Origin of the sequence: Natrinema sp. CBA1119 (genome assembly GCF_002572525.1) — an archaeon.
GTDB lineage: Archaea > Halobacteriota > Halobacteria > Halobacteriales > Natrialbaceae > Natrinema.
The window spans coordinates 204489-226061 of record NZ_PDBS01000002.1 but is presented as its reverse complement, the minus strand read 5'-3'; the positions used below and the strand labels follow the sequence as shown (position 1 = coordinate 226061).

15 protein-coding genes and 3 pseudogenes are annotated in these 21573 nt (G+C 55.5%); 10 read left to right on the top strand and 8 right to left on the bottom strand.

The window, feature by feature from the left end; all coding sequences use genetic code 11:
* Positions 1-2: 2 nt before the first annotated feature.
* The gene (locus CP556_RS26975; protein WP_394340752.1) at positions 3-107 is read right to left on the bottom strand and encodes a rubrerythrin-like domain-containing protein; all 105 of its coding nucleotides are present in this window, start codon (positions 105-107) and stop codon (positions 3-5) included.
* A gap of 234 nt (positions 108-341) precedes the next feature.
* Here CP556_RS26975 and CP556_RS21250 point away from each other — a divergent pair, with 234 nt between their 5' ends.
* The gene (locus tag CP556_RS21250; protein WP_098727709.1) at positions 342-1259 is read left to right on the top strand and encodes a DUF1152 domain-containing protein; all 918 of its coding nucleotides are present in this window, start codon (positions 342-344) and stop codon (positions 1257-1259) included.
* Between the two features lie 680 nt (positions 1260-1939).
* Positions 1940-4116, top strand: a pseudogene (gene katG / locus CP556_RS21245) (catalase/peroxidase HPI).
* Positions 4117-4390: 274 nt separating this feature from the next.
* On the opposite strand, the gene CP556_RS21240 reads toward katG, so the two are convergent.
* The 3 genes from CP556_RS21240 to CP556_RS21230 form a co-directional block, all read right to left on the bottom strand.
* Complete coding sequence (locus CP556_RS21240) at positions 4391-4924, bottom strand: Rrf2 family transcriptional regulator (protein WP_098727667.1); 534 nt, start codon at positions 4922-4924, stop codon at positions 4391-4393.
* 60 nt (positions 4925-4984) lie between these two features.
* On the bottom strand, positions 4985-5941 hold the full coding sequence (locus tag CP556_RS21235; RefSeq protein WP_098727666.1) for a transcription initiation factor IIB: 957 nt from the start codon (positions 5939-5941) through the stop codon (positions 4985-4987).
* A gap of 490 nt (positions 5942-6431) precedes the next feature.
* Entirely contained in the window at positions 6432-7577 is a 1146-nt protein-coding gene (locus CP556_RS21230) for an ISH3 family transposase (protein WP_098727665.1), read from the bottom strand.
* A gap of 132 nt (positions 7578-7709) precedes the next feature.
* Between CP556_RS21230 and CP556_RS21225 the strand changes: the two genes are divergently transcribed.
* On the top strand, positions 7710-9677 hold the full coding sequence (locus CP556_RS21225; protein WP_098727664.1) for an acetate--CoA ligase: 1968 nt from the start codon (positions 7710-7712) through the stop codon (positions 9675-9677).
* A gap of 130 nt (positions 9678-9807) precedes the next feature.
* On the opposite strand, the gene CP556_RS21220 is transcribed toward CP556_RS21225, so the two are convergent.
* Complete coding sequence (locus tag CP556_RS21220) at positions 9808-11658, bottom strand: multicopper oxidase family protein (RefSeq protein ID WP_176548282.1); 1851 nt, start codon at positions 11656-11658, stop codon at positions 9808-9810.
* 609 nt (positions 11659-12267) lie between these two features.
* Between CP556_RS21220 and CP556_RS21210 the strand changes: the two genes are divergently transcribed.
* Entirely contained in the window at positions 12268-13068 is an 801-nt protein-coding gene (locus CP556_RS21210) for an IclR family transcriptional regulator (RefSeq protein WP_098727662.1), read from the top strand.
* Between the two features lie 335 nt (positions 13069-13403).
* Here CP556_RS21210 and CP556_RS21205 read toward each other — a convergent pair whose 3' ends face one another.
* Positions 13404-13685, bottom strand: coding sequence for a DUF8072 family protein (locus tag CP556_RS21205; RefSeq protein ID WP_098727661.1), 282 nt, complete (start codon positions 13683-13685; stop codon positions 13404-13406).
* A 46-nt stretch (positions 13686-13731) separates the two neighbouring features.
* The gene (gene trkA / locus CP556_RS21200) at positions 13732-15066 is read right to left on the bottom strand and encodes a Trk system potassium transporter TrkA (protein WP_098727660.1); all 1335 of its coding nucleotides are present in this window, start codon (positions 15064-15066) and stop codon (positions 13732-13734) included.
* 273 nt (positions 15067-15339) lie between these two features.
* Between trkA and CP556_RS21195 the strand changes: the two genes are divergently transcribed.
* From CP556_RS21195 to CP556_RS21180, 5 genes and pseudogenes are all read left to right on the top strand, one after another.
* Positions 15340-16506 (top strand): ISH3 family transposase, encoded by a 1167-nt coding sequence (locus CP556_RS21195; protein WP_098725114.1) that lies wholly within the window; start codon positions 15340-15342, stop codon positions 16504-16506.
* Between the two features lie 643 nt (positions 16507-17149).
* Positions 17150-17329 (top strand): DUF5786 family protein, encoded by a 180-nt coding sequence (locus tag CP556_RS25540; RefSeq protein WP_141551733.1) that lies wholly within the window; start codon positions 17150-17152, stop codon positions 17327-17329.
* 60 nt (positions 17330-17389) lie between these two features.
* Positions 17390-17524 (top strand): hypothetical protein, encoded by a 135-nt coding sequence (locus tag CP556_RS26970; protein WP_255291546.1) that lies wholly within the window; start codon positions 17390-17392, stop codon positions 17522-17524.
* Between the two features lie 184 nt (positions 17525-17708).
* On the top strand, positions 17709-18683 hold the full coding sequence (locus CP556_RS21190; protein ID WP_098727659.1) for a deoxyhypusine synthase: 975 nt from the start codon (positions 17709-17711) through the stop codon (positions 18681-18683).
* 622 nt (positions 18684-19305) lie between these two features.
* Positions 19306-19649, top strand: a pseudogene (locus CP556_RS21180) (heavy metal translocating P-type ATPase); the annotation flags it as partial.
* Between the two features lie 244 nt (positions 19650-19893).
* Here CP556_RS21180 and CP556_RS21175 read toward each other — a convergent pair.
* Entirely contained in the window at positions 19894-20532 is a 639-nt protein-coding gene (locus tag CP556_RS21175) for an MBL fold metallo-hydrolase (protein WP_343124889.1), read from the bottom strand.
* Between the two features lie 161 nt (positions 20533-20693).
* Here CP556_RS21175 and CP556_RS27365 point away from each other — a divergent pair.
* Positions 20694-21554, top strand: a pseudogene (locus tag CP556_RS27365) (MmgE/PrpD family protein); the annotation flags it as partial.
* Positions 21555-21573: the final 19 nt, after the last annotated feature.

Below are 21573 nucleotides of genomic sequence, written 5' to 3'. Positions count from 1 at the left end.
GGTCATTCTAGCGGCTTTCGACGATTTCGCATCGATTCGCCACAGTCGGGACAGTAGCTAGGGCTGTCCACGGCGATGATGTTTTTCCACTTGAAGCACTCGTACAGCTTCTCTTCGCCGGGATCAGCTTCGACATCTCGTATGTTAGATTCTATCGTTTATAATCGCACCGACTTGCCTGACCCGCTCTCGGTGGGCGTTGCCGTGCAGACCGGACAACCCGTCTGGTTCGGTCCAGCATCTCCTCTATCATCTGTTCGGTCGGTTCAGATTACAGCCAGTGGGCACGTCACCGTCGCAGAGGACCAAATCTTCATACATCTATGGTGACTGCACTTCATATGAATACGCTGGAAGACTCCTTCGACGTCGATCGTGCGCTCGTTTTCGGTATCGGTGGAAGTGGCGACGTAGTCGGTAGTATCCCGACCGCCCGTTTTCTCGAATCGGTAGGCGTTGACGTAATCTTGGGTGGGACGACCTGGGAACCGGTTCCTCGCGACTCCCGGCCCGGTCCTCGCAGCCTCTCGGAAGTGGTCGACTACGAGCGGATCAGCGAGACTGTCGGTATGGCAAACGGCGACACGAGAACCGAGGATGGACTGGTATTCTGCGAATCCCTCGTCGCTGACCACTTCGAACAACGGGTCGCGCTCATCGACATCAGCCGGGGTGTCCGCGAAATGACCAGTGGACTTCGGGATGCTTGCGAAACGCTAGAAGTCGATCTCGTCGTCGGTGTTGACGCCGGCGGTGACATTCTCGCCCGAGGGGACGAACCGGGACTACGTAGTCCGGTCACCGATGGACTCGGCCTCGTTACCTTGGAGAAACTCGACATCGACACGTGCATCGGTGTCATTGGATTCGGAAGCGACGGCGAATTGACCCTCGATGAACTCGATCGAGCCTTCGAGTCGCTCTCCGAGGACGCGCTCCTCGGCTCATGGGGGATCACGCGTCAGGTCCGGTCGGAACTGGAAGCAGTGCTCGACATCGTTGATACGGAGGCGAGTCGGCTTCCTGTCGAAGCCGCGCGGGGTGAACTCGGGGAGCGAACGATCCGCCGCGGGGAGCTATCCCTCGAGGTTACCGTCCCTAGCTCGGTAACGTTCTACTTCGAGACGAGCCCGGTGGCTGATCGTTCGGACGTTGCCACTCTCGTTCGTGATACGACCACCCTTGACGAAGCGGTCTCCGCCCTCCGTACTGGTGGTTACAGCATCGAATTTGACAAGGAAAGGAATCGAATCGATTGAAAGTGATAATATGACATTTTGCCGTCACTCGCAAATGATTCCCGCTGAATCTGGACAGGATGAGTTCTATCAGACACGATTGTAGCCCAGTCCAGCGAAGTGCATAGGACAATCGGTGCCATCGTTTGTCTCCGCCGAGGTTGACATCCTTCTGCGCCTGAAGACGCAGGAATCCCGAGCGTTGGGAGCTTCAGGTTCGCAACCATGATTCCAGTTTTTCTTTGAGAACCCGTTTACCCCATCACGAAACAGTGGCTGACTGACGGTGCCAAACCGCCGTTACACCTATCCTCGGCATCGGTGACTCCCATCTGTTGTTTTTGCCAGCAGGGAGTCACGGACACTTCGACGGACTTGGAGTTACCGTGGTCCTTGCTCGACCAACGGGCACAGATCTAACCCTTCGAGGATTCGCGTCCACCGCGTCGGTGTTTCGGATATTGTCTCATCGGTGGCGGGTAGACCGCCTCCGAAGGCTGTTCGGAATCGCTCCGTTCTGACTTGACCTTGAATTCGGGTGTGAAGTGTAAGTTAGTCAGAAGCACAGCGGTTGTGCTGGATACACAGTGTCTATCCAACACTAACAATAGTTCCTATATGAAAAAATTATTTTGTGAAACAAGAACAGAACATCAGAAGATTAGAAATCCTTAATACAAGAAAGAAGCAACTGTTCGTCGATGACTGGGCCTGGCAAGGACTGGTGGCCGAACAGGTTGAACGTGGAAATACTCGAGCAGAACGCTCGTCCAGCCGATCCAATGGACGAGGACTTCGATTACGCCGAGGAATTCGAGAACCTGGACCTCGAAGCGGTGAAAGCGGACCTCAAAGGCGTGATGACGACGTCGCAGGACTGGTGGCCGGCGGACTACAGCCACTATGGGCCGCTGTTCATCCGGATGGCGTGGCACAGCGCCGGCACGTACCGCATCACCGATGGCCGCGGCGGCGCGTCCGGTGGGACCCAGCGGTTCGCGCCACTCAACAGTTGGCCCGATAACGTGAACCTCGACAAGGCACGTCGGCTGCTCTGGCCGGTCAAGCAGAAGTACGGCCGCAAACTCTCGTGGGCCGACCTGATCGTTCTGGCCGGGAACGTCGCCCTCGAGACGATGGGATTCGAGACGTTTGGCTTCGCCGGGGGCCGCGAGGACGACTATTCCCCGACGAGGCCGTCGACTGGGGCCCCGAGGACGAGTGGGAAGTATCCGATCGCTTCGACGAGGATGGGAAGCTCGAGGGACCACTCGGTGCTACCGTGATGGGGCTCATCTACGTGAATCCGGAAGGGCCGGACGGTGAACCGGACCCGCTCGCGTCGGCGGAGAACATCCGGGAGTCGTTCGGCCTCATGGCAATGAACGACGAGGAAACGGCCACGCTCATCGCTGGCGGACACACGTTCGGGAAGGTCCACGGCGCCGACAACCCCGACGAGCACGTCGGCTCCGAACCCGAGGCGGCCCCCATCGACCAGCAGGGCCTCGGCTGGAAGAGCACCCACGGATCCGGCAAAGGCCCCGACACGATCGGTAGTGGCCTCGAAGGGGCCTGGAACGCCTGGCCGACGATGTGGGACACCTCCTATCTCGACAACCTGCTCGACTACGAGTGGGAACTGGTGACGGGTCCCGGTGGTGCGAAGCAATGGGCACCGACGGACGAGGCTGCAGCGGAGACCGTACCGGACGCTCACGACCCATCGGAGAGGCACGCACCTATGATGCTGACGACAGACATCGCCCTCAAGAAGGATCCAGACTATCGGAAGGTTATCGAGCGCTTCCGAGAGAACCCGGACGAATTCGAGGATGCCTTCGCGAAGGCGTGGTACAAGCTGATCCACCGTGATATGGGCCCGCCGTCCCGCTTCCGCGGCTCGGAGGTTCCCGACGAGGAGATGCTGTGGCAGGACCCCGTCCCCGAAGCCGATTATGAGCTGATCGGCAACGACGAAATTGCGGAGCTCAAGGAGAGACTCCTCAGTTCGGACCTAACTATCTCCCAGCTGGTTAAGACCGCCTGGGCGGCGGCGTCGACGTACCGCGACAGCGATAAGCGCGGCGGTGCGAACGGCGCTCGTCTTCGTCTCAAACCGCAGAAGAACTGGGAGGTGAACGAACCGGAGCAGCTAGAGGGAGTACTCGCGACGCTGGAGGGGATCCGGGAGGACTTCAACAGCTCGCGATCCGACGGCACGCGTGTCTCACTTGCTGACTTGATCGTGCTGGGTGGCTCTGCGGCCGTCGAGAAAGCCGCGCGAGATGCCGGATACGACGTGGACGTTCCGTTCGAACCGGGGCGCACCGACGCCACGCAGGCCCAGACCGATGTCGAGTCCTTCGAGGTGCTTGAACCGAAATCCGACGGGTTCCGTAACTACCTTGGGGACGATCACGACCGTTCAGTGGAGGAGTTGCTGGTAGACAAGGCTGACCTCCTGAACCTGACGGCCGACGAGATGACGGTTCTGGTCGGCGGCATGCGCGCGCTGGGTGCGAACTACAAGGGATCCGAGATCGGCGTCTTCACCGACCGTCCGGAGACGTTGACCAACGATTTCTTCGGGAACCTGCTCGACATGGACTACGAGTGGGAATCGCCCTCGGAATCCCAAGACATCGTGGAGTGGGAAGCGCCCTCCGAGGCCCACGACATTTACGAGGTACGTGACCGTGAAACGGGCGAAGTCGAGTGGGCGGCTACCCGTGTGGATCTCATCTTCGGTTCGAACGCCCGGCTCCGAGCCATCGCAGAAATCTACGGATCCGACGATGCCGAGGAAAAATTCGTGCGCGACTTCGTCGATGCGTGGGGCAAAGTAATGCATCTCGATCGCTTCGGCCTCGAGTGATCTATGCCTGGGACCGCGCTCGTTCGAATCCCGTATCTCGATTTTCGAGATTCGCGAGTCGATCATGAACCGACGTACACGGTCTATAGTTCGAAATCGCTTGAATTCACGATTGAGAATAATGTTGTGAAACCGACCTTCAAACTAGTCACAACTTGGAAACTCTCGCAATCGACAGCTATCAAGAAAACAAGCATAGCATCTAGTGGCATCTTATTTTAGGAGGTAAATTTGAATGAGAAGGGAATGAACGGGACACCGGCGACGCGTGTGGTCAGTGCTCGGGTTTTTCGGCTGGAGCAATCATGTCTTCGATCCTGAGGATGAGAATGTTGTTCGTATCGTCCTTACCGTCGACGCGTCCATCAATGACGAGCTTCGAGAGAGGGGTTGGGCCGACGGTGATTGGATCGTCCTCATCGACGTCACTGATGGTTCCCTGCAGGAGTATCTCCGCGCGACAGAGTTCGGGATGGTGGACGCTCGAGAGGTTAATTTCCTCGACAATGACGTCCTCGACCAGATCCCCCTCGTGCTCGAGAGCGACAGTGACTGGGTCGTCCAACTGCTGGATATCAAGTGCTTGGTAGGCTGTAGCAGTCGGTTTGTAGCCGCCTTTCGGGCCGGGAACGCCCTCTACCAGTTGGAGCGCTTTGAGACTCTGCATCTGGTTGCGTATTGTCCCTGGGTTCCGGTCAACTTGCTCGGCGATGTCTTCGCCCTTGATGGCGCCCTCGGACTCCTTGTAGAGGTTCGTTAGTGCGCGGAGAATCTTTTTCTGGCTCGGAGTGAGCTCAATGGACGACATAGTAAATTGTTCGTAATTGTATGCCTTAAGCCCGGCGGGTGAGTACCTTTGAGAGTACAATTACTGTATGCCAAGCATCTCGATTTGCTCCTGATACCGGTTACGAATTGTAACTTCGGTGACTTGGGCGACATCTGCTACTTCTTTCTGGGTCCGTTTCTCGTTGCAAAGCAAGGCGGCAGCGTAAATAGCGGCGGCAGCGAATCCCGATGGACCTCTCCCAGAGAGTAATGGATCAGCGGTCTCTTCAATTATTTCATTGGCCTTAGCTTCGACTTCCTGTGGGAGATCCAGTTTTGAGCTAAAGCGAGGCACGTACTGCTTCGGATCGATAGGGAGTAGTTCAAGACCGAGCTCGTTCGAGATGTATCGGTAGGTACGGCTTACCTCTATTCGTTCGATACGCGAAACCTCTGTGATTTCTTCCAATGAGCGCGGAATACCTTCTTGCCGACAGCCGGCATACAGTGCAGCTGTGGCAACGCCCTCAATTGATCGTCCACGGATGAGGTCTTCCTGAAGCGCTCGCCGGTAAATCACACTTGTTACCTCACGAACCGATCGTGGGACACCCAGTGCCGAGGCCATCCGGTCGATCTCGCTGAGCGCGAACTGGAGATTCCGCTCACCGGCGTCTTTTGTCCGGATACGGCTCTGCCATTTCCGTAACCGGTTCATCTGCGAACGCTTCTTCGAGGAAATCGAGCGACCGTATGCATCCTTATCCTTCCAGTCGATTTGGGTGGTGAGCCCCTTGTCGTGCATTGTCTGAGTAGTTGGGGCACCGACACGCGACTTCTCCTGTCGTTCTTTGTGATTAAATGCACGCCATTCTGGTCCCGAATCAACCATTGCTTCCTCAATCACTAGACCGCACTCCTCACAGATTCGCTCACCTTGATCAGAGTGTCGGACTACGTTACTCGACCCACACTCTGAACATGTAGAGATAGTTGCATTGGATTCGGTTCGCCTCGTTTCATGCTCGTCGTCCCTGAGCCGAACGGACCAGACCATTGTTATTTAGTAGTGAAGATACAGGAGCATAAAGTTTGAATTTCGAGATGGATACACCATTCATTCCCATCATTCACAGCTTAGAATTAGATTAGTGTTTTTCTTGATAGCACACTCAAACGCGTCAGTGACATTAGCAGTGAAACTATACGAAGAACTCCAGCAGGTGATCTGAGACCACGAAGTGATCTTCTGTCACGCACTGTATCGAGGTTGAGCCTTTGAGGCAAACACGTACTGGCAACTTTTAGTCGCTGTCCATAACTGGTTCTCGGAGATCAATTTGGGTCCACTATGCTAGTATCAGTCGATCACATCGAGAGGCTCACGATCTCCTCCAGTAGGCACTGAATCTACGTCCGTAATGTCTGGATAGCCTTCGGAACGATGGTGGTGGCAGGATCTGACATCAGTCAGTCGCTGTCGGCGGCGGATCGCCGCCGACGCGACAGTGTAGCCACTCACGAGCGCAGCCCCAATTCAGGGACAGCTACCGGAAGAACCGGTCGTCGGGTGGTTGATTCGCTGGGACAGTTCTGCGCACACCGAGGGTTGTCCAGGCAGCACGAACCACCATCTCACAGAACTCCGTGAACGACCACTCCCAGAGGCGGCGCCCCCCACGGCGGGGCGCCGCCACGTACATCCAGTGGAGGTATCGCCAGACGTTCTGCAGCAACAGACTCACGACAAACAGCAATAACCGAAGCCCAGCGTCCCGTGAACTGGTGAGAGCAAGGCTCTGCTTGGCTAATCGGTAGCTTGATTCGATGCCGAAGCGCTTGCGATAGTGTTCTCGTGCATCCTGTGGTGTGTCAATGAACGGCGCGTCAGCGGCGTAGCCGTGACGCGCCACCCCGTGCTCGTCGTATCGTCCTCGCTGGTAGACACAGTCGATGAACACAGGGAATGTTACCCGCCCAGCGAGTTTGTGTTCGATCACGCGACTCCAGCCTCTGCTGAGTTCGTCTTGAATCGTCTCACCCCACTTGACGATTGGCATGATGTAGGCGTAGTTGTGCGCGTACAGCAGTTCGAGACAGGTGCTGTTGTAGAATCCGCGATCAAGGTAGACGGCCTTGACGCGCAGGTCAAGGCCGTCGAGGAGTTCGAGGAACTCATCAAGAGCATCGCTGGTGACTTCGCCAGCGACCAGCTGGCGAACCGCCAGTGTGTATCGCTTGTTACGCACCCGTGCGTAGAGCGTGACGTAGGCGTGAAAGGCAGTGGTTCCTCGTTTCGCCTGCGAGAAATACAGTGACTCCGTCTCGTCCTCGTCACCGTAGTAGGGATCGAGGTGGAGGTCGGCGACGACCTCCACCGGTCGATCTGGAAGCGTCTCAAGAACATCCCGTTGAAGGAGCGTGTTCCCAACCGCTTCAACGGTATCAAGATCGAACTGATCGGTAAGATATCCACGGACGGTATTGGCGTGGGGCGAGTCGTTTGTTTTCTCGCAGACGTGATTGATTGAGGTCCCGCCGGCGCTGGCGCCGGCGAGGACCTCGTACAATTCCTCCGTCGTGACCGCTACATTCTCCCCGAGCTCCAGCGAAAGTTCCTCATCGAGACTGTTGACGACAAAATTAAGCAGGTGCTCTTCTTTTAGCTCGTTGTCTGCTTGGGTTGCTTTCACACCTTCGCCAAGCAGACACTCATCCTAATCCGATGTGATCGACTGAGTATCTCCCACCCTTATTTATAAATTATAGTACCATGGGCAAATAAACAGAATCTACAGGGGGGTGGACGTCGAAGAGACAAATCTATGACCGAAGAGAGACCAGTATATATATCCTCCAAGAACCGAACGGTTCGCCACCGGACTCCACAAGTGGTCGGTCGCGACGGGACTGCGACAGAGCCAACCGATGGTGACTGCCCCGATCGCGCGTGGCCGGCGTGCTGGGACGCCGCCGCATCGTTGCTCGAGTGGAGCGAGCCCTACGAGCGCATCGTGGATAAGGAAAATGCGCCGTTCTACCGATGGTTCGTTGGTGGGCGCTTGAACGCCGCAGAAAACTGCATCGATCGCCATCTCGAGGAGCGGAAGAATCAGGTCGCATTGCGGTGGGAAGGGAAACGTGGCGAGCGTCGGACCTATACGTACTACGATCTCTATCGCGAGGTGTCAGCTGTCGCAGCCGCGCTCCGTGAGCTCGGCGTCGAAGAAGACGATGTCGTCACGATCTACCTGCCGAAACTTCCCGAGTTACCGATCACGATGCTCGCCTGTGCTCGTATCGGCGCGCTCCATAACGTCGTTTTCGCGGGATTCGCCCCTAACGCGCTCGCTGAACGGATGCAACGTGTTGACTCACGCGCGCTCGTCACATGCGACGGTAGCTTCCGCGAGGAGACCATGATCGATCAGAAGCGGAAAGCCGATACGGCACTGGCATCGATCGAGGAATCGCTCCCGACAATCGTCGTCAATCGACTCGGTTCGAGTCACGATATGCACCTCGGTGGGAACCAATACGACTATGACAATCTCGTTGAGGCGTTTGTCGGTGCGAACGTGTCCCCAGTGCCGCGGGAGGCAACCGACCCCCTCTTTCACATCCACACATCAGGAACGACCGGCGAACCGCAACGGATGACTCACGCAACCGGGGGCTACCTCACAGGTGTCGCGTGGACGGCCCAGACCGTATTCGATCTCACACCGGGGACCACGATCTGGTGTACGGCCGATGCCGGATGGATTACCGGTCACTCCTATGTCGTCTACGGGCCGCTGCTTTCAGGTGCGACGGTCGTCCTCGCAGAGGGAAGTCTCCGCTATCCGGACCGCCACCGTCCGTGGGAGGTGATCGAACGGAACGGTGTGGAGGTCTTCTATACGACGCCGGGAGTAATCCGAACATTCATGAAGTGGGGTGAGTCGTTTCCTGCGTCCCACGACCTCTCGTCGTTGCGACTGCTTGGTAGCGTCGGTGAGCCGATCAGTCCGGACACCTGGGAGTGGTACTACACCCACGTCGGCCAGGAACGGTGCCCAATCGTCGACACGTGGTGGCAGACCGAAACTGGATGCGTCCTCATCTCGGTCCGTCCTGAGGTCGACGAGTTAAAGCCCGGTTCAGTCGGTCCTCCGTTACCCGGAATTGAAATCCAGATCGTCGACGAAGACGGTCGCGAACTCCCGCCGGGCAAACCTGGCTATCTGACGATTGACCGTCCCTGGCCGTCGATGCTTGTTCCGCTCGAGGGAGACCGGTACTGGGTTCTCGCAGAATACTGGCAGGCGTTTTCGGACCCACGGGCGGATTCCTGGCGGTACTTCACCGGCGACCGTGCGGTCGTCGACGACAACGGGTACGTGACGATCATCGGCCGCGACGACGACGTCATTACGATCGGCAATCGTCGCATCGGAACAGCCGAACTCGAGGCTGCAATAACGACCATTGACGGCGTTACCGAAGCCGCTGCTGTCGCTGAGCGTACAATCGGCGAGTCCGCACTCTGCGTCTTTGCGACACTTGAGCAAGGACAGCAGGATCGAACCGCCATTCGGGACGCGGTTGCGGATGCAGTCGCTGAACACGTCGGTGAGTTCGCACGACCAGCGAGCGTCGTATTCACACCCGAACTACCCGAAACCTACTCCGGAAAGACGATGTACAAACTCCTCAAGCGCATTGTCAACGACCGACCGCCCACGGATAGTGACACTCTCAGAAATCCGGAAGTCGTCGGTGAGCTTACGACGATCTGGAATCGGGAGTGAGCAGGACGAGAGTGTTCTCGATTACGCCGTTTCCTCCGCTAGTGACGGGGTATCTTCGTGGCCTCAAGTCACTGTTAGCAGGTTCGATTCTGGAGGCGACGGTGAGAGACGTTTGTGTCGCCTCCTTCGTCTATTCGGGCCGACGCCTTGCGTCCAACTCAGTACGAGTATTAGTATCGTCTGTGCGGGGTCGAACCTCGAGCGGGCGCATCATGTCGTGGTCCTCATGTTCGAGCATATGACAATGCCACATGTACGTGCCCGTCTGATCGTTGAACAGCCCGTCATGCTCTCCGAAGTGGACAATCACGTGGACTATTTCACCGGGATCGACGGTGATCACGTCGTTCCATCCTCGTTCGTACGGCTCGGGCGCCTCGAGCACGTCGAGGTCGATCTCATCCTCGGCTGGATCGTAGTCCCCGATCGGCTGTCGGCCCAGCATCTGGAAGTGTACGAGGTGGAGGTGCATCGGATGGGACATCCCACTTCGGTTGGCGAAACTCCAGATTTCGGTGTCACCGAGCACAGGTTCCTCGGTCACGGGGGCGTCGATCTTGAGGCCGTCCGGTTCTTCAGCCGTTCCGAGCAAGTGGAGCAGCCGGCCGTAGTCATCGGCCGTACCGCCGTTGAGCGTGAGATATCGCTCGTTGTCAACCGAATCGACGGGGATGTCGGGAACACGAGTGAGTTCGTCGGGGAGCTCAGTAGCATCCTGTGAATCTCCGGCCTCGTTCACGTCCACGAGCATGATCTCGGGGAGCGAAACGATGTCGTCGTCCTCCAAACCCGTCCTGCCGCGATACTGAGCGGGCGCGTTGTTGTGGAGCAGCAGCGTCTCGCCGGCGTATTCGGAGAAGTCGACGACGACGTCGGCGCGCTGGCCAGCACCAAGCTCGAGGCGATCGCTGATCTCGACCGGCGTCGAGAGGAGGCCGCCGTCGTTCCCGATCTGGACGAACGACGGTCCATCCCCACCAGTCTCGCCCGACGACTCGTCGTACTGGCGGAGTTTGAGAGTATAGTATCGGCTATTCGATCCGTTGAGGAGCCGGAACCGATACGATCTGGGTTCGACGGAGAGGCGCGGCCAAGCCTTCCCGTTGACGACGGACGTGTCCCCATAGAACTGCGGAACGATACTCGGATCGGGATACGACTCGTCGTTGCCGCCTTGCTCGTCCGAAATGGCCGTCGGATAGAACAGCGATCCGTCCTCCTCGAAACTCCGATCCTGAAGGACGAGCGGGATTTCGTACTCGCCCTCGGGCAGACCGAGGCTTCGTTCGTGGTCACTCCGCAAGAGATAGAACCCCGCGAGCCCGGCGTAGACGTTTAATCGCGTAATGCCGAGTGAGTGGTCGTGATACCATAGCGTCGCCGGCGGCTGGTCGTTTACATAGTAGTAGTCTTTCTTCTCGAACTCGGGGCCCGTCTGTTGAAAGTCTCGAGTGAACCACGCCTGTGCATGACCGTCGCTCTCGGACTCGACGTTTCCGCCGTGAAGATGCGTTACGGTCCGTACGCCCGGTGTATCGTACGGAATGAGGTCGCTATGAATCGTCGTGTCTTCGGGCAGGAGATGCTCGTCCGGAAGGTCGTTCGCCCAGCGGACGTAGATCGGTTCGCCCTGCTCGGCTTCGATCGTTGGGCCTGGGAACTGCCCGTCGTAGCCCCAGACGGTCGTCGCCGGGAGGTCGCGGTGTAGCTTCTGCTCAATCTCGCGCATCGCTATCTCGTAGCGGGGGTGCCCGTCCTTCGTTCCGGACGGTTTCGCGACACCCGGTCGGGGGACCTCATCGACCCACTTCTCAAGGTCTGGCGATGAGTGGTCCGTTATCGTCGTCGCGTTCTTGGCTTGGGGTGGATTCGTATTCTCAGTCGAACAGCCTGCGAGAGCTGAGATACCCGTGCCACCGGCTGCGATGCAGAGCTCACGGCGCGATATCGCTGGTCGAGGTTCTCCAGCGCGATCATTCATAGTACATGTAACCGTATGAAGTCCCAGTATATGTGGGGTCAGCCGATTCCTACTGAGTCGGAATCCGAAGAGAATACATCACCGGAAGCAGCCTATTGCAACCGTCCTCGTTCCCGAAACGGGGACAGGATGTGCATCGATCCGGAGCCGATGTGGCCACAGCAACATCATTATGGTTCATCCGGACTAAGCTATCTATACGCACCCCGGTAGCCGCTAGAGTCACCTCGATCACCATGACCAAAGTCCCATCCCAGTTACAGACGTTCGACATCGCGGAAACAGACGACATAGTGCGAGCGTATCTACAAACGGAGTGTCTGGATCACCCGACGAGAGGACCCTACATAAAATCACGAGTACTGTACGAGGGTGTCGAAGACGAGATCGACAATCGGTTCTCTTTGGAGTTGTTCGGGTTATTCTGTGAAAGTCGACCGTACTTGGAGAAGTGGTCGAGAGGATACAACGGATCGTATCGCTATCGAATCCTACGAGACCACCTCCGCTAACTGTGCGCCGCATGCAGATTTCTGATAGGAGCGACAATAGTACTTAATGATTCGATCAGGGTGAATCTTTATACCGATGTAACTGGTACGAAGAGGTATGGCCAAACAGACGGCGAAAACAACAGAACGATCACTGGTCATAATCAATACAATCCAGAAACTAGGGGGTGCAACACTCAATGAATTGACCGGTGAATTAGAGATCGCGAGAAGTACGATTCACCTCCACCTCCAGACCCTTCTCGAAGAAGGGTATCTCACGAAAGAGGGAGCGGTCTATCACATCGGCTTACGGTTCCTCAATCACGGTGAGTACGCGCGGTCACGCAAGACGGCGTATACGCTGGCGAAGCAGACCGTAACAGAGCTTTCCGATCGGATCGACGAAGAGGTTGAATTCGTCGTCGAGAACGATAACCGCGGCATTCTCGTCCACGAATCCTTCCATCCGGACAGCCACTTTCCGTCCAAGGAGCGACACATCTCTACCACGCCTAGCTCCGCCGGGATCTACTATTATCTCCACAGCGTTGCAACCGGCAAAGCGATTCTCGCCGAATTACCCGGCGAGCGCGTCGAAGCGGTATTGGACGACTGGGGTCTCCCCAGACAGACAGCACATACAATCACGGACCGGGATGATTTCTTCCGAGAACTCGAGCAGATTCGCGATCGAGGCGTTGCATTCGCCGACGAAGAGTACGTCGACGGTCTCAGAGAAGTCGGGCGACGTGTGACAGGTCCTGATGGGAGCGTTCTCGGTGCAATCGCCATCATCGGCCCGAAGTATCGATTCATGGACGAACGGTACACCACCGAGTTGCCGGAGATCCTGATGGAATACGTCGACGACCTCGAGACCGAAATCAGCGATTCGTACTTGGACGATTATCGCTAAGTAATCGGATCTCTCACGAATTTCAGCGAACAATCCGCGTATACTGTATCATTATACGTTCTCCCGTTTTCGGAACGAGATGATGGATTCCAATTACACCCATACAGGTGTAATCTCGAAACCGTGCAACCGTCGTCGACACTGTTCGACAAATCCGGACTACTATACGCCACCGAACGAATACATTGTATTCCAGGAGAATCGCCGACCGTCGTCAACCGTGCTGACGGCAGTTAGGTCGGCGAAGAACCGACTAGAATGAGAATTTTACCTCACATTGCAATAAGCGATACGTAGCGAACGGGAGCACAGTATGATTCCTAGCGAACAGGTAATTACGATCCGTCTCTGTTGACTTCAACTATCGTCCCGATCATCGTCCACGCCGATTCGTCTACGCCCTTTCGTCCGACCAGAACCGATTCGTTATTCGTGCTCGTGATGAATCGATAGTCCGCGTCATCGTCTTCGCAAACACCCTCCGCCTGAAATTCCTGCTGAAAGAATTCGGCCCCGGAAATATGAAATATGTCCGTCGTTCCGTCGTCGAGCGTCAGCTCGACGGGGTCGGGACTGATCTGGTGTATTCGTTTCGCGGTCGGATTGAGGTCTGCCATACGTACGTACTGGCGGTTGCAGCCTATAAGTCGTGTTGATTCCGCGCTAGATAACCTCGATGACTTCCTCGAGTACATCTGTATCAACGAACAAAATGACGTGATCTCCCGGTCTGATTACGGTCGTTCCGCGAGGCGTCACGAGTTCACCGGAGCGAGAGATCGCACCGATAACGACTTCGTCCGGAAGGCTCGCCGTAGAATCCTTGATTTCACGATCTGCGAGAATACTTTCTTCAGTAACTACGATCTCGATCACTTCCGCGCGATCGTGGTTGAGCAGTACGATCTTTTCGGTCGGAATCAGTCGGGTGAATCGAATGATCTCTTCGGCGGTTTCTTCGCGCGGATTCACGGTCACATCGACGCCGGCGGTCTCAAATAATTCGGCGTACTCGATGTCCTCGACGATAGCGATAGTTTCGCCGACCTCGAACTGACGAGTTACTAACGATACGAGTAAGTTCCGTTCGTCGTCCGGCAAAGCAGCGATGACGATATCGGCGTCTTCGATGTGTTCGCGTTCCAGAAATCCGATGTCCGCGGGGTCTCCCTCGAGTACTGTCGTACGTGGGAGTGCTTCGGCCGCAGTTCGGGCGAGATCGGGATCCGGTTCGATTACTCGAGGATGATAACCGTGCTCTTCGAACAGTCGGGCTATTCGAAAGCCAATCACGCTCGCTCCGGCGATAACGACCTCGTCGGTCGGACTTCGCGATGATAGCGAAATACGATTCGCGACGTTCGTAACGCCGCTAGCGCTTCCAATGACTACGATCCGATCGGTGGAACGTATCACGGTATCTCCGGTCGGAAGTACCAACTCGTCGTCGCGGAAGATCGCCGCGATCGTTACCGACTCATCAAGATCGATCTCACGCACGGTTCGATCGACGAACGGACTCTGCGCGGCGATTTCGAACGCAGCCATCCGGACGAGACCGTTCGCGAACGTATCAACCTCCAGTGCAGCAGGGAGTCCAGAAATCCGAAATACTGCTTCGGACGTCAACAAGTTCGTGCAGATCATGAAATCGACACCGAACGCATCCGGATGGTCGTTCCATGTTTCGAAGAGCGTTCGGTGCCTCACTCGTGCAACCGTGAACGCATCAGAGATCATCGTTACGGTCACACAGATAACGGTATTGACGTCGTCATCGTCGGTACACGCGATTACGAGATCCGCTCGATCGATTTCGGCCTCTCGTAGTGTTTCAATATCTCGGCCGTCTCCGTGGACAGCGAGTACATCATACGCGTACGTGAGTTCCTCGACGGTCTGCTCATCACAATCAACAACAACTACCTCGTGAAGGTCTGCGAGCGTTGCAGCGATCGTTCGTCCGACCTCACCAGCACCGATGACCGTTATACACATCGAACTCTCACTCAACGGATAATCGAGGGTTGGCCTGAAAGTAGCACCAGTAACCATCATTGATTTCTGTGGACCATCCAAGAGACCAATCGGCCGTCGCTGTAGTCGCCTTGTCTCGGATGTGTTCATAGATAGAACCCGTTGACCATTATGAGTTCCGTTCCTGGACGATCCAGTCCTCAGCCGACCTCAAGTAACAGTGTACAGCGACTGAATCGACCACTATCAGTACCTCACAAAGCCGGTTAGTTAGAACGTCTGCTTGCTGAAGGTGTGTTCAAGACCCAACAAGCAGACAATGAAATCCACGAAGACGAACTCCTTAACTTTCTCGTCAACCGGCTTGACGAGGAAGTTTCGCTCGGCCTTTCGAAAAACGCTGAAATAGATGCTGAGGTCATCTACGAGGTCCTCGTCGGCGCGTGCGCCGACGGGACCTCGGTCTCTACGTTATGTGGCTCTAGCGAGAACTCACCCGCAGCGAACACGATTCTCTATCATCTGCGGACGAAGTTCGAGCCGGAACGGCTCGAACGAGTGGCTAACACACTCCTTCGGCAGGATGTCGTCGAATTGCTCCCCGAGCAGGTGGAGGTCTGCGCAGACCTCCACCTGCGACCCTACTACGGTGACGAAGCCGACACAGACGGCCTCTACCACTCCGAGGCCAAGCGCGGAACCACCGCCTTCCACGCCTACGCCACACTCTACGCGCGTGTGAAGAACAAACGCTACACGCTGGCGGTGCGCCGTCTCGAAGACGGCGACACCGCCAGCAGCGTCCTCGCTGAGTTCCTCGGCGTCCTCGACGGCCTTGACACCGAAGTCAAGGCCGTCTACCTCGATCGCGGATTCTACGACAGCAAGTGTCTCACGTTACTCCAGACGCACAACTACGCCTACGTTGTCCCGATTATCCGGTGGGGTGAGACGATTCAGCAGGAACTCTCGGAAGGATGGAGTCGCGTCATCAACCACGACCTGACAGGGAAACTCGACGGTCACAGCTGGACCGTCGAGTTTCCGGTCTACATCGACTGTACGTACCTGAACGGACGGTACGACGAGAACGGCGTGGCGCGTCACGGCTACGCCGCTGACGCACCGTTCATTGACACGCCACGCGACGCTCGATACCATTACTCGAAACGCTTCGGTATCGAGTCGAGCTATCGCTTGTCCGAGCAAACGATAGCGACGACAACAACGCGAGACGCGACGGTGAGACTGCTGTACGTCGTAGTAAGTCTGCTGTTGCAGAACGTCTGGCGGTATCTCCACCACGAATACGTGGCGACGCCCCGCCGAGGCGGGCGCCGCCTCTGGTGGTGGCCGTACAAGGAGTTTATCAATATGGTTCGACGGGCTGCGTGGACGGCCCTCGCGGTGCGTCGGGCCGTCCCCGCGAACCGGCCACCAGACGACCGGTTCCACCGGTAGTCACCGACCAGGAACGCCGCCTTGTGAGTGGCTACGCTGTCGCTGTCGGCGGCGGTCAGCCGCCGACGCGACAGCTCCGCCTTCGAACAGCGTTGTTCAACCGCTATCGGCGACTCATCACAACAGAACAGGTGACTCAGGTCAGGTGAACTGGCGATGCTTTGTGAGGTACTGACTATAGGCCTATACCGTTCCCGCTATCACTGGTGAAAGACGAGATTGTGGAGACGGGCTCTCATTCGGAGTCTATCCTATCCAACGTTTTGCTTACTAGTTAGTTGTGTGGCTTGAGTGGGGCGCCTCACTTGATTGAAGATAGGTCTTTACTCTAGAGTGCGTCAGTATTGTCCAGTATATGTGGACTAATATGTACTAGGAGATTTTTGGGTTGGCTCCTCAAATGACGGCTGAGTCTATCACTCATATAACACCGATCGGAATTTCTGGAATAAAATATATGGGCAGATATATTACAGACGTACGTTTGTAATTATCAGAAGTGGAATCGAACGCGAAATGGCTGAGTCCTATTATATTGTACTACTAAGTATAATGCTAGTAGAAGCTCGCTACGGCGTCTATACCGCTATCCCGGAGGTGACCGATACCTTGATTACGACTCCTCGCGAACGTTCGGATTCACATGGGAATGGGTGACTATGACCAGCGAGAGTACGAGCGTCACGAACGAACGATCTCTGAGATCGAATCGGAGTCGGACAACCAGCCGAACGAGTATCGAGGAAAAATAACGTTCGACGAGGGCAGTTCGACCGGCGAACTCCTCGAGAAACTCCGGAAAATCAAGTCAAACGAATCGTGATAGAGCTAGAGAACAGACCAGATCAAACGATTTATCTCGACCTGATGAGTACTACTATATATGGAGCTTGACGAAATCCTTAACGGTGACCAGGTCACAGGCCGGCAAGCCGCTATAATATTCTTTGGATGGTTAACACTGGTGTTAGTAGCTGGAATTACTCTCCTATTGATCACGAATGGAACCATTGGATAGATGATCATATTCGAACGAGTAATATGAGATGCCTCTCATTTCACTCTTTCTGGATCGTGTCGTTCGGTGATAATTTTCAAGGTGTTTGGCCCACATTGTCAGGTTAACCGTTATTCCAGTCAGTAACGAATAGTGGCTGATTCATCCCGAGACATTCAAATCAGTCGTCGCGCTACGGAATCGTATGGAGGAAGACGAATCGCACGAACATGTTGTTCCAGGCAGTGACGACGAACTAACCACAGCAGACGTTCGTGGATATAATTTCCGCGGGGAGTTCGACTTTCACGACCTTATCGCGTCCTATGAAACGACGGGATTCCAAGCGGCGCAATTGGCCGAAGCGGTCGATATCGCCAAACAAATGCAAAAGGAGAATGCTACTATCTATCTCACGTTCACCTCGAATATCGTCTCTTCCGGATTACGTGAAGTTGTCGCGTATCTGGTCCGCGAAGGGTATGTCGACGTGCTCATCACTACATCTGGATCGTTGGCGGAAGACGTAATTAAGACCGCAAAGCCGTTCAAGATTGGTGAGTGGGACGCCGACGAGGCAAGGCTCCGCGACCGCGGCATCAACCGACTCGGGAATATTTTCGTTCCGTCTGATCGGTATGTGTGGCTCGAGGAGTACCTCTACGGCTTCTTTGACGACTTTTTCGCGGACGAAAAAGTTCGCACGCCGACAGCATTCGCACGAGAACTGGGAGAGACGCTTGACGACGAGTATTCTGTCTTGAAACAGGCCGCGGACAACGATGTCCCCGTCTACTGCCCGGCACTGACAGACTCCGAAGTCGGTAACTTCCTCTATTATTACCGACAAGGATACGATTCGGAGGTCGGGATCGAAATCCTGGACGACTACGACTCGCTCATCGAGGACGGGTTGCTCGCGGATACGACAGGGTTGATAGCTGTCGGTGGCGGTGTGCCAAAACACCACGCGATCATGACGAATCTGTTCCGCGGCGGTGCAGACTACGTCGTCTATATTTCTACGGGGATGGAAGGAGATGGGTCTCTCTCGGGAGCGCCGCCAAACGAAGCGGTGTCGTGGGGGAAAATCAAAGACGAGCAAACGAACTACACGCAAGTCGAGGCCGAAGCAACGCTCGTGTTCCCGCTGTTAGTTGCGAGTGCGTTCACGGATTGATAGCCGCACAGTCAGCGTCCGATGCGATTTCCTCACTTCGATCACTATCTCCGTTCGATTCAGGGTCTCTACCCATCATATCGGAACGGTGCTACGAATATTTCCCCGAGCAGGTCTCGGGGAGAGACACTTCAGCGACTCATCCGGTTTTCACTATCCCCATATGGATTGTCACTGTAAGTCCCGTGTTATCTCGGCGGGATCGATATGTAGATAGAGAAAGTTCACGTGGGAGCCAGCCTCGTAACCGGCAACTATATGAGACGTAATATACTATGTTGAACTAGGATTCGGCTCGCTACACCGATAGTGATATATCCGTCATGAGTGCGCTCAGGTTGCTATTCTGGACAGGAATACTTATCACGGCTTACCTTTTATTCTATAATTCGATGTCCACAGATAAATCTGCGATCAACCTTGTTTTGCACGCTACCATAGCCATCTTTTGTATGTCGGCTATTCTATCGTCCGTCTTCGACTCTATTACGTGTTACTGGTCGTATTTCTGGATGGTGGCCCTGTTTTCCGTGATGAGTTCACCGTTGGTATACGGACTAGTCTTCAAACACAAGTCATATTGGAATATAAATAACAAATAGTATAGTCCGATTTAATACTGGGACGAACAGTAATGATCGGTGACGGTACTAATGACGCGCCGACGTTAGCCGAGCTAATCTCGGTATCGCGATCGGTGGCGGTACCGCGATGGCTGCTAATGGCGCGGACGTCGCTCTCGTCGATGACGATCTCTCATCTATCGAAACTATTTTCGATCTCGTCCAGGTGACAAACCGATGCGTGAAAGGGGATATTGGGCGGGCGTTTTGCTACAACGCTATTGCAATTCCGCTGGCTATGCTAGGCCTTCTAAATCCGCTTTTCGCCGCACTTGCGATGAGTGCAAGTAGTTTGCTGGTCGTGACGAATTCGACCCGACCGTTGCTACCAGAGGACGACTGAAGGTTTCGCTCTCCCAGTTGCTATTTTACCTAAATCGAGGCGCTAATACCCTTTGCTCAGCGAACGCCGGAGGCGCAAGCAGGGGGGATACAGCACCTCTCGAGTTTCTTGGATTGTTCTACAGCAGGCCTGTAGACCATGGGATTGTACAAGAAGCCGCGCCTTCAAGGAGCGAGCGGTGCAGTCGTGATCGAGTAGAGTGAGGTGGAAGTCACGAGTGTTCTCTTCCGGGCGATTACGTTCGTCAATTCTTCGGTAGTGTAAACTCATAGGTATCCCCATGATCGAGGTATGCGACTTGGTCCTCGAGCCCAGCTTCTGTGATTGCTTCCTTGAAATCCGAGGGTGGTGAGCGGAATACTTCGTAGTCGTTGTAATGAATCGGAATCGAAGTATCCGCATCAAACAATTCCACGGCTTCGACACCCTGTTCAGCGCCCATCGTTAGGAGTACACCGAGTATCTTTGTCCCACCTAAATAGAGGAGTGCTAGATCGATATCTGGGTACTCTTCAGGAATCTTCTCCAATTCATCGTACATCACCGTATCCCCTGTAATATACAACTGGAGAAGGGTGTTTTCCTGCGTCGATTCGAACTCTAACATACTACCCATAACGGGCGGTAAGCCCTTTTCAACAACCGGGGGGCCATGTCTGCCAGGCAATGACGGGATATTGAGCTCTATAGCCCCTTTCCGGATGATTATCTCCTCCCATGTATCCATGGGATATGTTTCGTGGAATCCTTTATCTGCCAGTTCGTCAGCTGCGTGTTCTGTCATCACAATCAGCAGGGTTTGGTCGAGGTTTTCCTCGACAATACGATCGAAATGATCACCATGATAGTGAGAAAGCAGTACGAAATCGATATCTGACGGCACCTCCTCAATTTCGATGGCTGGATCGGTCTTGCGTTCAGAAGTTATCCCATACCCAAGATGGACATGGTCACCGCTATGCAGGAAGTTCGGATCAGTGAGAATTGTGAATTCGGATAGCGGATAATCACTGTCGCAGTTTCAATAAAGAAAATCGATCCACTCTCGAGATCGACGTCGAGACGACCCGGGACGCCATCGGCATCGCCGGGACCGCCCATAATTCTCTCCGGGTGACTCGCACCGGCGGCATCAACGAGTGGAAGGGCATTGCGGCGGCGAACGCCGCTCGCAATGCCCTCTACGCTGTCTTGCTGGCCAGTGATGGGATGGAGGGTCCCAAGAACCTCTTCGAGAGGCAGAAGGGCTGGAAGCAGGTGATTAGCGGCGAGTTCGAAGTCGACCTTGACCCCGGCTGCACGCGAGTCCACGACGTCATGACCAAGCGGTACGTCGCGGAGACGTACGCCCAGTCTGCCGTTGAGGGTGTCATCGAACTAGTCAAGTGAGAAGACCTCGATGATAGTGACGGCGAGCTCATCGACCTGGAAACCTTCGCCGGTGCGAAGCTCATCATCGGCGGCGGCGAAGGCGATCACCACACTGTCGAGACGAAGGCCCAGGCCGACCATTCGCTACCGTACATGTTGGCAGCCGCGCTACTCGATCGGGAGATGGGCAACTCCCAATATGATCGCGAGCGCATCAACCGGGACGACGTCCAGCACCTCCTCCGGCACGTCACCGTCGAGGACGAGGAAGACGACTCGTTCACCGAGCGGTTCGAGGCCGGCGAGATGCCCGCTCGCGTGACGATCGAACTCGAGGACGGCACCACCCACGTCGTCAAGAAGGACGCCTTCGAGGGCCATCCCACCAACTCGATGGATTGGGATCGAATCAGGAGGAAATTCCACGATACCGCTGGTACTCGGTTCGACGACGAGCGCCGGCAGGATATAATCGACGTGGTCGAGAACCTGGAATCCCACGATGTAGACGGCCTCGTAGGACCGCTGGCGTAGGGAGTTTCCGTCAGTTGGC

Coding starts and splice junctions, on each gene's coding strand:
- CP556_RS21190 (WP_098727659.1), top strand. CDS start 17,709: ATGGAGGAAGACGAATCGCACGAACATGTTGTTCCAGGCAGTGACGAC.
- CP556_RS21235 (WP_098727666.1), bottom strand. CDS start 5,941: ATGGTCTGGTCCGTTCGGCTCAGGGACGACGAGCATGAAACGAGGCGA.
- CP556_RS21210 (WP_098727662.1), top strand. CDS start 12,268: ATGGCCAAACAGACGGCGAAAACAACAGAACGATCACTGGTCATAATC.
- CP556_RS21205 (WP_098727661.1), bottom strand. CDS start 13,685: ATGGCAGACCTCAATCCGACCGCGAAACGAATACACCAGATCAGTCCC.
- CP556_RS21220 (WP_176548282.1), bottom strand. CDS start 11,658: ATGAATGATCGCGCTGGAGAACCTCGACCAGCGATATCGCGCCGTGAG.
- CP556_RS21250 (WP_098727709.1), top strand. CDS start 342: ATGAATACGCTGGAAGACTCCTTCGACGTCGATCGTGCGCTCGTTTTC.
- CP556_RS25540 (WP_141551733.1), top strand. CDS start 17,150: ATGGGAATGGGTGACTATGACCAGCGAGAGTACGAGCGTCACGAACGA.
- CP556_RS21225 (WP_098727664.1), top strand. CDS start 7,710: ATGACCGAAGAGAGACCAGTATATATATCCTCCAAGAACCGAACGGTT.
- CP556_RS21240 (WP_098727667.1), bottom strand. CDS start 4,924: ATGTCGTCCATTGAGCTCACTCCGAGCCAGAAAAAGATTCTCCGCGCA.
- trkA (WP_098727660.1), bottom strand. CDS start 15,066: ATGTGTATAACGGTCATCGGTGCTGGTGAGGTCGGACGAACGATCGCT.
- CP556_RS26970 (WP_255291546.1), top strand. CDS start 17,390: ATGGAGCTTGACGAAATCCTTAACGGTGACCAGGTCACAGGCCGGCAA.